The organism is Hanstruepera sp. CR43, from assembly GCF_055227665.1.
Map to the genome: position 1 here is coordinate 1,112,221 of NZ_CP200078.1, position 13,280 is coordinate 1,125,500.

General features: G+C 36.6%; 15 protein-coding genes. 10 read left to right on the forward strand and 5 right to left on the reverse strand.

All coding sequences use genetic code 11. From position 1 onward, the window contains the following. Window positions 1-7: 7 nt before the first annotated feature. Window positions 8-589 (reverse strand): NUDIX hydrolase, encoded by a 582-nt coding sequence (locus tag ACKXGU_RS05040; protein WP_463466966.1) that lies wholly within the window; start codon window positions 587-589, stop codon window positions 8-10. 130 nt (window positions 590-719) lie between these two features. On the opposite strand from ACKXGU_RS05040, the gene pyrE reads away from it, so the two are divergent. Together pyrE and ACKXGU_RS05050 are read left to right on the forward strand one after the other, a co-directional pair. Continuing rightward, window positions 720-1,364, forward strand: coding sequence for an orotate phosphoribosyltransferase (gene pyrE, locus ACKXGU_RS05045; RefSeq protein WP_463466967.1), 645 nt, complete (start codon window positions 720-722; stop codon window positions 1,362-1,364). Window positions 1,365-1,392: 28 nt separating this feature from the next. Then, entirely contained in the window at window positions 1,393-1,788 is a 396-nt protein-coding gene (locus ACKXGU_RS05050) for an SRPBCC family protein (RefSeq protein WP_463466968.1), read from the forward strand. Here ACKXGU_RS05050 and ACKXGU_RS05055 read toward each other — a convergent pair. After that, window positions 1,785-2,516, reverse strand: a complete 732-nt coding sequence (locus ACKXGU_RS05055) for a biotin--[acetyl-CoA-carboxylase] ligase (RefSeq protein ID WP_463466969.1) — start codon at window positions 2,514-2,516, stop codon at window positions 1,785-1,787. The genes ACKXGU_RS05050 and ACKXGU_RS05055 overlap by 4 nt on opposite strands. 94 nt (window positions 2,517-2,610) lie before the next feature. Here ACKXGU_RS05055 and rsfS point away from each other — a divergent pair, with 94 nt between their 5' ends. The 6 genes from rsfS (at window position 2,611) to ACKXGU_RS05085 (ending at window position 7,388) form a co-directional block, all read left to right on the forward strand. Further along, window positions 2,611-2,982, forward strand: a complete 372-nt coding sequence (rsfS, locus tag ACKXGU_RS05060; RefSeq protein WP_103051496.1) for a ribosome silencing factor — start codon at window positions 2,611-2,613, stop codon at window positions 2,980-2,982. A gap of 8 nt (window positions 2,983-2,990) precedes the next feature. After that, entirely contained in the window at window positions 2,991-4,940 is a 1,950-nt protein-coding gene (ftsH, locus tag ACKXGU_RS05065; RefSeq protein WP_463466970.1) for an ATP-dependent zinc metalloprotease FtsH, read from the forward strand. A 112-nt stretch (window positions 4,941-5,052) separates the two neighbouring features. Further along, window positions 5,053-5,661, forward strand: coding sequence for an LUD domain-containing protein (locus ACKXGU_RS05070; RefSeq protein ID WP_463466971.1), 609 nt, complete (start codon window positions 5,053-5,055; stop codon window positions 5,659-5,661). Window position 5,662: 1 nt separating this feature from the next. Beyond that, a complete protein-coding gene (locus ACKXGU_RS05075) occupies window positions 5,663-6,472 on the forward strand; it encodes a phosphatidate cytidylyltransferase (protein WP_463466972.1) in 810 nt (269 codons plus the stop codon). 2 nt (window positions 6,473-6,474) lie between these two features. Then, window positions 6,475-7,125, forward strand: a complete 651-nt coding sequence (locus tag ACKXGU_RS05080; protein WP_463466973.1) for a phosphatidylserine decarboxylase family protein — start codon at window positions 6,475-6,477, stop codon at window positions 7,123-7,125. After that, window positions 7,122-7,388 (forward strand): acyl-CoA-binding protein, encoded by a 267-nt coding sequence (locus tag ACKXGU_RS05085; RefSeq protein WP_463466974.1) that lies wholly within the window; start codon window positions 7,122-7,124, stop codon window positions 7,386-7,388. The genes ACKXGU_RS05080 and ACKXGU_RS05085 overlap by 4 nt, the downstream gene beginning before the upstream one ends. A 3-nt stretch (window positions 7,389-7,391) precedes the next feature. Here ACKXGU_RS05085 and pafA read toward each other — a convergent pair whose 3' ends face one another. Further along, window positions 7,392-9,077, reverse strand: a complete 1,686-nt coding sequence (pafA, locus tag ACKXGU_RS05090) for an alkaline phosphatase PafA (RefSeq protein ID WP_463466975.1) — start codon at window positions 9,075-9,077, stop codon at window positions 7,392-7,394. A 110-nt stretch (window positions 9,078-9,187) separates the two neighbouring features. Here pafA and ACKXGU_RS05095 point away from each other — a divergent pair, with 110 nt between their 5' ends. Then, complete coding sequence (locus ACKXGU_RS05095) at window positions 9,188-9,925, forward strand: MlaE family ABC transporter permease (RefSeq protein WP_463466976.1); 738 nt, start codon at window positions 9,188-9,190, stop codon at window positions 9,923-9,925. Continuing rightward, window positions 9,925-10,692: an ABC transporter ATP-binding protein gene (locus ACKXGU_RS05100; protein ID WP_463466977.1), complete on the forward strand. Its 768-nt coding sequence runs from the start codon at window positions 9,925-9,927 to the stop codon at window positions 10,690-10,692. Before ACKXGU_RS05095 ends, ACKXGU_RS05100 begins: the two co-directional genes overlap by 1 nt. 7 nt (window positions 10,693-10,699) lie before the next feature. On the opposite strand, the gene ACKXGU_RS05105 is transcribed toward ACKXGU_RS05100, so the two are convergent. Further along, window positions 10,700-12,187: a DUF389 domain-containing protein gene (locus ACKXGU_RS05105; protein WP_463466978.1), complete on the reverse strand. Its 1,488-nt coding sequence runs from the start codon at window positions 12,185-12,187 to the stop codon at window positions 10,700-10,702. Between the two features lies 1 nt (window position 12,188). Then, on the reverse strand, window positions 12,189-13,280 hold the full coding sequence (locus ACKXGU_RS05110; protein WP_463466979.1) for a mannose-1-phosphate guanylyltransferase: 1,092 nt from the start codon (window positions 13,278-13,280) through the stop codon (window positions 12,189-12,191).

The following is a 13,280-nucleotide window of genomic DNA, read 5'->3' on the forward strand; positions in this document are numbered from 1 at the left end:
TCAAAATTTAAATTAAGGACCGAATGTTAGCATAAGAATTTTCAAGCGCCTCCTGTTGTTCTTCAGAATTTAACCATGCAACTTTGGTAATACCCTCGGATTCTTCTGGTTTGAATTCACCATCGAAGTTGCTTGTCATTTCAAACCAATAGGTAATTTTAATTCGGAATCTACCGTTGCGTTTAAAAATATGATAAGTTGTATCTAAAGGCTTTATGATTTCCAACCCTGTCACACCAGTTTCTTCCTCCACCTCTCTTAAGGCCGATACTTCAATCGATTCCTTTTTTTCAGTTCGACCCTTGGGCAAATCCCATTTACCGTTTCTAAAAATAAACAGAACCTCTCCTTTTTTGTTAATGACTTTACCGCCACCAGCTACAACATTGGGTAATTTTTTAAGAAATAGTTTTAGAAGCTTGTCTTCTTTATGGTGCACGAGCCGTACTTCTTTCATTGAAGTTGTATTCAGTTCTTTTATTACTTTCCTAATATCTACAGATTTTAAAAGATAGTTTTTGAATTTACTTTCTTTTTCAACCTCTGTTGTTAAGATAATAGGTTTATCATTAACAAAAACTTTATACATGCCTTAAAGACTTATCTTAATTAAGTTTTGTAAAAATATCAATTTTTAAATCACTGCAAAGACTTTAAAAAATAATTTTATATCCATTTTTCAAACAGAGATTTTCCAAAAAAAATGTAATTTTGCCTTCATGATCTTCAACAAACACACCGCCAGAAAAACTGCTGAAGTCTTACTTCAGGTAAATGCTATTAAACTACAACCAAAAAACCCTTTTACTTGGGCATCTGGTTGGAAATCACCTATATACTGCGATAATAGAATTGTGTTATCCTATCCGCCCATTCGCAATTATATTCGTGAAACCATGGCCAAGCAAATTGAAAAACAATACGGCAAACCAGACGTTATAGCCGGAGTAGCTACTGGAGCAATCGGAATAGGGATGCTTGTAGCGGAGTATTTAGGATTGCCTTTTATTTATGTGAGACCTGAAGCCAAAAGTCACGGTCGACAAAATCAAATTGAAGGTCATCTTGAAAGTGGGCAAAATGTAGTAGTCGTAGAAGATTTAATCAGTACCGGAAAAAGCAGCTTGAATGCTGTTAAAGCCATCAGGGCAAATAATGCCAATGTCAAGGGAATGGTCGCGATCTTCTCTTACGATTTTCAGGTTGCTAAAGACAATTTCGAAAAAGAAAACGTGCAATTATTAACATTGAGTGATTACGAGTCACTGTTAGAACAGGCACAACACACCAACTATATTTCTAGCAAAGAACAAGACATTTTAGCATCTTGGAATGCCAATCCTGCAGAATGGAACGCTAATTGATATTCCAATTGAAAACAATACAAAACTTATGAATTTAGAATCTCCTCAAACAACTGTCAATAAATCACCACAAGATGTATTTGATTTTCTTTCCGATGTCAAAAACTTTGAAAAATTAATGCCTGAAAACATTAGTAAATTTGAAGTATTGGGTGATGACACATTTTTGTTTGCTCTAAAAGGGATGCCTGAAATTGTCCTTAAAAAGAAAGAAACCACCCCTCCAAATCAAATAGTTTTGGGAGCTGCTGGTGGTAAAATAGATTTTTCATTGGTCGGTAATATTACTGAAATTGAAACTGATAAGAGTGCGGTTCAATTAGTTTTCAATGGTGATTTCAATCCTATGATGGCTATGATGATTAAAGGTCCAATCTCAAAATTTATTGAGACCTTATCAACCAATATTCCAAATGCCATTTAGTAGAGCAAGGTAATTTCTTTTAAATCAAAATCGGACAATTTATCATCCTCTAAAAGAACCTGAAGACATCCCGACTCAGTGACTTGTTTGATATATCCAGAAAATAAATTCCCGTCAACATCCTGAAAAGTGGAGGGCCTATTTTTTCTGAACAAATAGGATTCATAATCTGTTTTCAGAATATGGTATTGCTGTTTTTCCAATTTTTTAAAATAGTACTTTAGGTTCTTGACAACGGTAATGAGTAACTCGTCCAAATCAAATTGGGTTCCCAGAATAAGCTTCAACGATGATGCTCTGGGTAAATCATCAAAATTCATTTGATTGACATTCATCCCAATTCCAATGATTGTTGATTTTAAAGAATCCTGCTTGAGTATATTCTCAATTAAAACACCACAAATTTTGTTGTTTTCTGACAAAATGTCGTTAGGCCATTTGATACTTAATTTAGGAACAGAAAATTGCTGCAACGATTTTATTAATGCCAGTGAGACTACCCTACTAATGTAAAAATTAGACTGAATCTTTAGAAAAGAAACATCTTTCAAGACGCTAAACATCAGGTTTTTACCGGCTTCCGACTCCCAAACAGTGCCCATTTGTCCGCGACCAGCTTCCTGAAAATCGGTAACAACAACCGTATAATCCTCCAAGGTTTTGGAGTTACTTAATTGCCTTAAATATGAATTCGTGGAATCAGTGGCATTAAGTTTGATGATATGCATATAATTGTAATCTTTTGTAGAGGTAAAATCTTATGATTTTTTTGCACTATAAAGAACTAAAAAATAATAACTTTGCACAAATTAAATCAAGTTAATGGCGAAAAAACATTCTAATGCAGACCAATTAATAACTTCTATATTAAGCGGGATTGAAGATGTAAAGGGAAGGGAAATAAACATTCTAGATTTACGGGAAATTGAGAATACGGTTTGCGACTACTTTATTGTTTGCGAAGGAACCTCAAACACACAAGTAAATGCCATAGTTAATTCCATTCAGAAAAAAGTAAGTAAAGAACTTAAAGACAAGCCTTGGCATATTGAAGGAGAAGATAATGCCGAATGGGTGCTTATGGACTATGTCAACGTTGTGGTGCACGTATTTCAAAAGCATATTCGCGAATACTATGACATTGAAAGCCTTTGGGGAGACGCCAAAACAACTGTGATTGAAACAAATTATTAAGCAGATTAATGACAAACGACAACAATAAACAAAAAAATAAAAAACCCAAGTTTAGCCCCTATTGGATCTATGCTGGTATAATAGCCATATTTTTAATTTTGAATGTTTTAGGTGGAAGTGGCTTTCAAGACGCCAATCCTACAACACCTTCGCAATTCATGAATTACTTAAGGGATGGTGACGTTGAAAAGGTTGAAATAGTGAATAGACGTGAGGCCAAAGTTTATTTGACTAAAGAAGCCGAATCTAAAGATGTTCATAAAAAGTCAAAGCCTACCAATTTTTTGCCAAGTGCAACAAGACTACCAAACTACACTTTTGAATTTGGAGATTTACAAAATTTTGAGGATGATATTGCCCAGATAGTCAATTCTGAAAATTTAGATCCTAAACCACGTATAGAGTATAAAACCGAACAAAACCTTTGGGGCGATTTCTTGATAGGCATCCTGCCTTTTATATTATTGATTGGTGTTTGGATATTCATCATGCGACGAATGTCAGGTGGTGCTGGAGGTGGTGCTGGAGGACAGATTTTTAATATTGGAAAATCTAAAGCCAAGCTTTTTGACCAAAACACAGAGGTTAAAACGACATTTAAAGATGTTGCTGGATTGGAAGGCGCTAAAGAAGAAGTCCAGGAAATTGTTGATTTCCTGAAAAATCCAGAAAAATATACGTCTCTTGGAGGTAAAATTCCTAAAGGAGCCTTACTAGTAGGACCTCCTGGAACCGGTAAAACGCTTTTAGCCAAGGCTGTAGCAGGTGAAGCTAAAGTACCTTTTTTCTCATTGTCTGGTTCAGACTTTGTGGAGATGTTTGTTGGTGTTGGTGCTTCCAGGGTTCGTGATTTGTTTAAGCAGGCTAAAGAAAAATCGCCAGCTATTATATTTATTGATGAAATTGATGCCATTGGTCGTGCTAGAGGAAAAAATGCCATGTCTGGAAGTAACGATGAACGTGAGAATACCTTGAATCAGTTATTGACAGAGATGGATGGTTTTGGAACCAACACCAATGTCATTGTTCTGGCGGCTACCAACCGTGCTGATATTTTAGATAAGGCCTTAATGCGCGCCGGACGTTTTGATAGACAAATTTTTGTCGATCTTCCAGATGTTCGAGAGCGTAAAGAGATTTTTGAAGTTCACTTAAGACCGCTTAAAAAAGCCAAAGGCTTGGATATTGATTTCTTATCAAAACAAACGCCTGGATTTTCAGGTGCCGATATAGCCAATGTTTGTAATGAAGCGGCTCTAATAGCTGCCAGACAAGGCAAAAAATCGGTTGACAAACAAGATTTCTTGGATGCTGTTGACCGTATCGTTGGCGGATTGGAAAAGAAGAATAAAATCATCACGCCAGATGAAAAGAAAGCTGTTGCCTATCATGAAGCTGGCCATGCCACTGTCAGTTGGATGTTGGAACATGCCGCGCCACTTGTAAAAGTTACCATAGTACCTAGAGGACGTTCATTAGGTGCTGCTTGGTACTTACCAGAGGAACGCTTGATTGTGAGACCTGAACAAATGTTGGACGAGATGTGTGCTGCCCTTGGTGGGCGTGCTGCTGAAAAGGTCATTTTCAATAAGATTTCAACGGGCGCTTTAAGTGATTTGGAAAAAGTTACCAAACAAGCCCGTGCTATGGTAACTATCTATGGCTTAAGCGATAAGGTAGGAAACTTAACTTATTACGATTCGTCTGGGCAAAGTGAATATGGTTTCACAAAACCTTATAGTGAGCAAACAGCCGAATTGATTGATAAAGAGATATCTAGCATCATTGAAGAGCAATATCAACGTGCTATTAGCCTTTTGGAAGCTAACAAAGATAAATTAACCGAATTGGCAGAAGTATTACTTGAAAAAGAGGTAATTTTCAAAGACAATCTTGAAAAAATATTTGGTAAAAGACCTTTTAAATCAAATGATACTAATTCGGACGAAGAGGAATAATCTGTTATTCTGTTAACTTTAACTAAAAATCTTAAATAAACTTAAAGGTTCGTTTAAGATTTTTTATATTTGAAAAACACCTAAATCACACAGATTAATAGCTATTTAATACATGAGTCTGTTTAGAAAACTTTTTGGTTCCAAATCTGATGACAAAGAGGAAGAAGTAAAATCAGGGGAACGTAGTAAATACATGCCTGAAATCAAACTGCCCATAGACGAACGGTTTACAATAAACTTTAAGGCTAATGGCGGTAAGTTCTTGTATTGTGAAAACCTGGATGAAGTATTTGAATCGTTCAACAATATCCTTTCTGAAAACGATTGGCACGAAAAAAAAGGGTTAATACTGGATAACAATCTTAAAGATCGCTTCAGTGATTCTGAAATAACAATGACCAACACAGTTTCTGAATCTGTCTACTTTTTTACGACCTGTGAAAATTTGATTGCGGACGATGGTTCTCTCTTAATCTCTTCAAACCAAATTGCCGAAAAAAAATTAAAAGAATTTCCTGACAACTTTATAGTCTTTGCTACAACCAGTCAGATTACTGCCAACATTGGTGAGGGATTACGTGGTATTAAATCTAAAAACAGAAAAAAAATACCAACGAACATCACCACTATTAAACATTTCAAATCTATTGAAGAAAAGGACTTTATGACCTATGGCAGCAGCTCCAAAAACCTATATTTGTTGCTATTAGAAGATCTTTAAAATGAAAGAAATCCTTACCCGATCATTTACTGGATTACTCTACATAAGCCTTTTAATGGTTTCTCTTTTAAACGAGCATGCCTTAATTATTTTGTTTTATGCCTTTGGATTAATCTGCCTAGCAGAATTTAAAAAACTCATTGACTACAAATCGCTCATTCCGTTTGTAATTTTTACAGTTCTGTATCTGGTCTTTGGATATTGGCAGTTTTTCATGAATTCCCACAATGGATTGGAAGAAGCAACAAGAATTTTACAAGTCATTACTATTTTTGTCCAATTGTTCCTCATTAAAGATTTGTTTACGGAGAAAACAATTCCGTTGTTTATCTCGAAACGGTTTATTATCACCACGTTTTACCTTTCCAGTGGGTTTGTCTTTTTAATCCTCATCGCCAATCCTAAACATAATTTCGAACCTTTAATCCTTTTGGGTTCCTTTATCTTGGTATGGACCAATGATACTTTTGCTTTTTTAGTGGGCAAGAATTTTGGTAAGCAAAAGTTGTTCTCGAAAATATCACCAAAAAAAACCGTTGAAGGATTTTTAGGTGGACTCTTTTTTTCATGTGTAGCAAGTTATTTTATTGCTACCTTTACAGAAACACTTCATTTTAATCAATGGCTTATTTTGGCCATTATTATTAGTGTGTTTGGCACATTAGGCGACTTAATAGAGTCCAAGTTTAAGCGTCAGGCAAATGTGAAGGACAGTGGTATTATAATGCCTGGTCATGGTGGTCTTTTAGATCGATTAGACAGTATTATTTTTGCTTCGCCATTTATTTACCTGTACTTACAAATTATATAACTATGTTTCACAAAGAAGGCCATAAGATAATTTTAGGAACCCTAATTATAGTGGTTGGCTTGTTTTTATTGATTGATAACTTCAATCTGGCTTCATGGATTAAATCTTCCATTATGATAGCACTATTGATATTTTTAGTGCTAATTCTACAATTCTTCAGAAACCCAAAACGGTTTATCCACATAAATGATGATAATGTGGTGTCACCCGTGGATGGAAAAGTGGTTGTTATTGAAGAAGTTTTTGAAAAGGAATATTTAAAAGAAAAATGTATCCAAGTCAGTGTGTTTATGTCGCCAATTAATGTGCACGTTACACGATACCCGGTTGGCGGTAAGATTTTATATAGTAAGTACCATCCTGGAAAATATCTGGTAGCATGGCATCCCAAAGCCAGCGAAGAAAATGAACGCACAACCGTTGTTGTTGAAAACCATGGATTTGGTAAAGTGTTATACCGCCAAATTGCTGGAGCTTTAGCCAAACGTATTGTAAATTATGCCAATGAAGGCGAACAGGTCGTGCAAGGAAGTGATTCCGGATTTATTAAATTTGGCTCTAGAGTTGATTTATTTTTACCTTTAGATTCTAACATTAAAGTAGCCCTTAATGACAAGGTTCGTGGAGGCGAAAGTATTATTGCTGAAAAATGACTTCTGAAGAATTAGATATCGCTTTTGAAGAGGCCGTTGAGCGTATCAATGCGCACACGGAACCATTTCCTGCTGATTTCTTATTGCGCCTCTATGCCTATTACAAAAAGGCAACCAATGATTATGGCAGGCCTAGCAGCCGAAAACCAATAATCAATGCCTTTAAAACCAATGCCTTGTTTCAAGTAAAGAATATTTCTCAAGATGAGGCGAAAAGAACTTATATTGATTTAGTAAACAACTATTTCCTGTACCGCAAATAAGTATTAATTTTTTAATACAAACTCAAGCGGTGTGCCAATAGAACCATTTGGAAAACTAATCCCTAACAACGCTGATATCGTAGGGGCTATATCCGTAATTTCGGTACGCTTTAAGGTACGACCTTGTGCTATTCCTTTGCCAAAAAACAGTAACGGCACATGCGTGTCGTAATTCATACCCGTATGATGATCTGTTCCAGTCCTATTCCATGGTGTATCCTTAAATACTGCTGGTTCATAAACAAACAGAATATCACCTGAACGTTTTTGATTATGGCCATTACGAAGCAAGGTTTCCAAATAACCATCTGGTCCCATAAATTGATTGATAGGCGAAGTGACATAAACTTTATCAATTAAGGGATAGTTCAATAATTTATTGGCTATATCATTTTTAAGCATTTCAAGATTGAAACCAGACTCATTTATTTTGTTATGGTCCAAAAACAATTGATTATTTACTCTGCTTAAAATTAAATCAGACTGATGGTACTTCTGAAATAAATAATCATTCATTTCCTTCCGCATAGCGCTTTCATCAAAAAGTCCGGCAGGGATTCTTTGAGATAACAAATATGACGGTACATTGGGCGCTGCATGGTCTGACGTTAAAAAAACAACATACTCACCCTTGCCAACCTTTTCATCCAGAGCATTAAACAAACGTTCCAATTCCAAATCCAAACGCAAATAGGTATCTTCAACCTCAACTGAATTTGGACCAAAATCATGACCCACCTTATCCGTACTGGAATAACTTACGGTCAGAACATCTGTAATGGCATCTGTTCCCAATCCCTCGGCATCAATAGCCTTAATTGTAAAATCTGTTGTTAAACTATTGCCAAATGACGATTCGGCAATAATCTTAAATCCACCATTATATTCTTTTAACGTATTCAGGTCATAAGGAAATGTTGCTGTTTCCTTTCCTTTAAAAATTCTTTCAAACGTATTTAAATCTGTTCCACTCGCTACATAAGATTTGATGTCGTACAAAGTGTTCCAAACTTTAAAATAGGATTTAGCCACATTAGATTCGTTAAATTCTTTAACCCACTGTGGTAAATCATTCATATAAAACGAACTCGAAATCCAATTACCAGTGCCATCGTGATCATAATCAAACCAATAGGCTGCATTGGCAGTGTGTCCTGATGGCAAAATGGCGCCTCTGTGTTTTAATGAAATACCTATCGTTTTCCCTTTCATTTGCGTGAACAATCGATTCTCATCAGCAAATGTGGTATTCAACATGCGAATGGGTGACTTTTTACCGTCCTGACTGTCTGTCCCTATAGGTCTGACATGATCATCTTGAACACAGTTCACGTTTTCTCCCAATTGTTTATCAAACCAGTTATTACCTATGATACCATGATATTTAGGCGTCGTTCCCGTAAAAATGGAAGCATGCCCTGGTCCCGTCTTGGTTGGAATGTAATTGAAGTGATTATTTTGACAGTTAAACCCCTCCCGTATCATACGCTTAAAACCGCCTTCTCCATAGCGATCCATAAACCGAGTTAAATAATCATAACGCATCTGATCAACAACAATACCGACAACCAATTTAGGCCGATCGGAATCCACTTTAGTGAAGCTTTCATTATAGGTTTGAACAGTATTCTGGGCTTTACAAGAGATTAAGCTAATAATAAAAACAAGGGACAAAAAAATCTTTTTCATAATGACATAACACCTTTAGGGACGCAAAAATACTCATTTTTAAATATCACTATTTAAAATTACGGTTAAATACGTTTTAGTTTTTTATTTTAGCGTGAACAAAAAAATCTATGACCTACCTTCATAATATTGGAACCTATTTCTTGATGATCAAAGAGATGTTTCGCAAACCTACCAAGTGGTCGGTAATGAAAACCTTGATCTTTAAGGATATTGATGATTTAATCATGGGATCATTGGGTATTGTTGCCTTTATTTCATTTTTTGTTGGAGGTGTTGTAACTATTCAAACTGCTCTAAATATTGACAATCCACTCATACCAAAATATTTGGTTGGCTTCGCAACCAGACAATCAGTGATATTGGAATTTGCACCCACATTTATTTCAATCATTATGGCTGGTAAGGTAGGATCCTTTATTACCTCGAGTATTGGTACTATGCGCGTTACCGAACAAATAGATGCCTTGGAAGTTATGGGAATCAACACCATCAATTATCTGGTATTCCCAAAATTTGTGGCTATGATGCTCTATCCATTTGTTATTTCCATTGCCATGTTCTTGGGGATCTTGGGTGGTATGGCCGCATGTATTTATGGCGGCTTTAGTACGTTGGAGGATTATATTACAGGTGTTCAAATGGATTTCAACACTTTTCACATTACTTATGCTTTTGTCAAAACATTTGTTTTTGCCTTTTTATTAGCAACCATTCCATCGTTTTATGGTTATTATATGAAAGGTGGTGCTTTAGAAGTTGGTAAGGCCAGCACTACGTCATTTGTTTGGACCAGTGTCATGATTATTCTTTTGAATTATTTATTAACCCAGTTGATGTTGAGCTAATGATTGAAGTTAAAGATTTGCATAAATCGTTTGGAGAAGCCCATATTTTAAAAGGTATAACAACCACTTTTGAAAAAGGCAAAACCAGTTTGGTCATTGGTCAAAGTGGCTCGGGTAAGACTGTATTTCTAAAGTGTTTGTTAGGATTATTTCACCCTGAAAAAGGAACCATTTCGTACGACGGAAAAATATATTCCGAATTATCCAGGGACCAAAGACGTGAATTGCGTGCCGAAATGGGTATGGTCTTTCAAGGTAGTGCCTTATTCGACTCCATGACCATTGCCCAAAATGTCATGTTCCCGCTGCGTATGTTTACCAAACAAAGCAAAAGTGAAATGATGGATCGCGTCAATTTTGTATTAAAACGTGTGAACCTGGCAGATGCCCATAACAAAATGCCCAGCGAAGCTTCTGGCGGTATGCAAAAACGGGTAGCCATAGCCAGAGCTATTGTAAATAATCCCAAATACTTGTTTTGTGATGAACCCAATTCAGGTTTAGACCCAAAAACCGCTACAGTCATTGACAACCTGATTCAAGAGATTACGGACGAATATAATATTACCACAATCATCAATTCTCACGATATGAACTCCGTGATGGAAATCGGTGAAAAAATTGTGTTCTTAAAAGACGGCTACAAAGCCTGGGAAGGTTCTAACGAAACCATATTTAAGACTGATAATGAAGCCGTAACCAACTTTGTGTATTCTTCGGAGTTATTTAAAAAAGTACGTCAAATGTATATTGAGGAACGCCAATAAACGAATATTATCGATCTCGTCTTACCACCAGCGTATCCAATTGCAACTTAACCTTCAACCAACGACCTAACTTATCAGTTTCATTATGAATATCGCGCTCATTTATTTTAGATGCATCCCATTTTACCGTAAAGACTGGAAGCGTGTCCGAAGTTTTAAAGTTGGAAGTGATCTCATTGGCAAAACTAAAACTCGACAGGGCTTCATAATTAATATGGACTTCTTTAGTTACCTGATCAAAAGGTATCATTTCCTTTTCCAGTGCCGCCAGTTGTTTTTCACGTTCTTCCAGATAGGCTATTTTTTGCGTTTGTTCAATTAAGTCTATGGAATCCCGATACCGTAGCTGTTCCATGTATTTGAGGTTATCAAACCCTTCTGTACGACTTTGGTTAAAAACAACCCGTGTATTGGTCAAGGCTGGGTAAGCTGATTTTCTATTTCTCAATAAATTGATAGTTGTTTCTGGAATTTCTTCAAGACCATAGGTATTGAATGTAATGTAGGAGTTGCCATCGTTAAAATTATAGGTGGCATTTTTCTTGATATACTCAAATTGTGGCAATCCTTTTAATTCGGTATCAATAAAAGATTTGGCTGCGGTATTGAAGTTACTCTCCTGTAATACGGTCCAAAAAGTCCAAAAAGCAGGAACCATAACTATGATAGCCAAAAAAGACGCTATTCGTGCTATACGTTTACGCTTTTTGGAATTGGCATATTTAAGCATTGGATAGCGTAAGGCCTTCAAAACAATAAAGGTAGCCAATGCAATAAAAATGGTATTGATGATAAATAAATACATGGCTCCTAAAAAGTAGCTCCAATTAGCTTTGGCCAATCCGTATCCGGCTGTACACAAAGGTGGCATTAAAGCTGTAGCAATAGCCACGCCAAATATAACTGACGCAATAGTTCCCTTTTTTGTTTTAGCTATAATCAAAGCCATACCACCAAAAAATGCTATCAGCACGTCCCGGATATCCGGTCTGGTTCTGGCAAAAAGTTCTGAAGTTTCCTCACTTAACGGAAAGAGCCAAAAGAACAGGTAGGCCGTTAATAAACTTAACACAATCATAGTCGCCAAATTAACCAGCGACTTTTTCATAGTATCTATATCGTTGATGGCAACTGACAGTCCAATACCCAATATTGGGCCCATAAGCGGTGAAATTAACATGGCTCCAATAACCACAGCTGTTGAGTTGGCATTCAGTCCTACCGAAGCAACCATAATAGAACACACCAATATCCAGGCAGTGGCACCTTTAAAAGGAATATCCTTTTTTATGGCTTCAATAGTTTCATCACGATCGGTGTCTTCCCTAAAGTCTAACAGTTCGTTCAGGAATTTACGTATGTTTTGGAACAAACCTTTGGCATCTTTCTGAACCGCTTTTTTAGATTCTTCAACAGCCGCATCTTTTTTGGCTTCATCGGCTGATACTTGCTTTTTTTCTTCTTCGTCTGAGAAATTGAATTTATTTTCTTCCATGTTAACCTAAATTATCACCAAACTTATCTTTCACACCTTGCAGCACTTTCTTAATATCCTGCTCTTTTGCTTTAGGAAAGATAAGCAAAACTTCCTCTTTATCAACAATGATGTAATCATTTATACCATCAACAACCACTACCTTGTTTTTAGGAGTCCTGATCATATTTCCCGATGCATCCTGTGCCAAAACCCGAGCATTCACTACGGCATTGTTTTGGTCATCCTTGTCTAGTTTATCATAGAGGCTTCCCCAAGTACCCAGGTCATTCCAATCAAAAGTAGCCGGAAGTACAAATACGTTTTGGGAAGCTTCCATAATAGCATAATCTACTGATATATTTTCGGCCTTGGCGTAATTTTCTTGTATAAAAGCAGCCTCGTCATTAGTATTAAAGGCGGCCATTCCTTTTTCAAAAAGTTGAAATAATTCGGGTTGATTACCCTTGAAAGCTTCAATGACACTATGCACGCTCCACATAAAAATACCGGCATTCCATAAAAAATTCCCTTGTGCTATAAACTGTTTGGCGGTTTCATAATCGGGTTTTTCTCGAAATTGAGCCACTGACTTAATGGTTGAGTCTTCGAGAACCTCAGACTCCATATTATATTCAATGTAACCATAACCCGTATTGGGGAATGTGGGTTGGATACCCAAGGTCATCAACGCATTATTTTGCGTACAAAAATCGAAGGCTTGCTGCACATTATCTGTAAATGCCGCCTCATCTTCAATCCAATGGTCACTGGGTGCTACAATCATGACTGCATCGGGGTTTTCCTTTTGGATTTTCAATGATGCATACAAAATACAGGGTGCTGTATTACGCATGGCTGGTTCCAGTACCACCTGACGTTGCGCAACATCTGGCAGTTGTTGCAACACCAGGTCATTGTAGCGCGCATTGGTGAGAATGAATATATTTTCTTTGGGAATCATATTGGCCAACCTGCTAAAGGTTTTTTGAATCAGGGTTTCGCCTGTTCCCAACATATCGTGAAACTGCTTTGGAAATTCTTGGGTGCTTACTGGCCAAAATCTTGAGCCCACACCACCTGCCATGAGTATGGCATAATAGTTTTTGTTCAT

What these genes read in the sequence shown, in the direction of transcription:
- ACKXGU_RS05040 (WP_463466966.1), bottom strand. Translation starts at nt 589, where the DNA reads ATGTATAAAGTTTTTGTTAATGATAAACCTATTATCTTAACAACAGAG.
- pyrE (WP_463466967.1), top strand. Translation starts at nt 720, where the DNA reads ATGATCTTCAACAAACACACCGCCAGAAAAACTGCTGAAGTCTTACTT.
- ACKXGU_RS05050 (WP_463466968.1), top strand. Translation starts at nt 1,393, where the DNA reads ATGAATTTAGAATCTCCTCAAACAACTGTCAATAAATCACCACAAGAT.
- ACKXGU_RS05055 (WP_463466969.1), bottom strand. Translation starts at nt 2,516, where the DNA reads ATGCATATCATCAAACTTAATGCCACTGATTCCACGAATTCATATTTA.
- rsfS (WP_103051496.1), top strand. Translation starts at nt 2,611, where the DNA reads ATGGCGAAAAAACATTCTAATGCAGACCAATTAATAACTTCTATATTA.
- ftsH (WP_463466970.1), top strand. Translation starts at nt 2,991, where the DNA reads ATGACAAACGACAACAATAAACAAAAAAATAAAAAACCCAAGTTTAGC.
- ACKXGU_RS05070 (WP_463466971.1), top strand. Translation starts at nt 5,053, where the DNA reads ATGAGTCTGTTTAGAAAACTTTTTGGTTCCAAATCTGATGACAAAGAG.
- ACKXGU_RS05075 (WP_463466972.1), top strand. Translation starts at nt 5,663, where the DNA reads ATGAAAGAAATCCTTACCCGATCATTTACTGGATTACTCTACATAAGC.
- ACKXGU_RS05080 (WP_463466973.1), top strand. Translation starts at nt 6,475, where the DNA reads ATGTTTCACAAAGAAGGCCATAAGATAATTTTAGGAACCCTAATTATA.
- ACKXGU_RS05085 (WP_463466974.1), top strand. Translation starts at nt 7,122, where the DNA reads ATGACTTCTGAAGAATTAGATATCGCTTTTGAAGAGGCCGTTGAGCGT.
- pafA (WP_463466975.1), bottom strand. Translation starts at nt 9,077, where the DNA reads ATGAAAAAGATTTTTTTGTCCCTTGTTTTTATTATTAGCTTAATCTCT.
- ACKXGU_RS05095 (WP_463466976.1), top strand. Translation starts at nt 9,188, where the DNA reads ATGACCTACCTTCATAATATTGGAACCTATTTCTTGATGATCAAAGAG.
- ACKXGU_RS05100 (WP_463466977.1), top strand. Translation starts at nt 9,925, where the DNA reads ATGATTGAAGTTAAAGATTTGCATAAATCGTTTGGAGAAGCCCATATT.
- ACKXGU_RS05105 (WP_463466978.1), bottom strand. Translation starts at nt 12,187, where the DNA reads ATGGAAGAAAATAAATTCAATTTCTCAGACGAAGAAGAAAAAAAGCAA.
- ACKXGU_RS05110 (WP_463466979.1), bottom strand. Translation starts at nt 13,280, where the DNA reads ATGAACAAAAACTATTATGCCATACTCATGGCAGGTGGTGTGGGCTCA.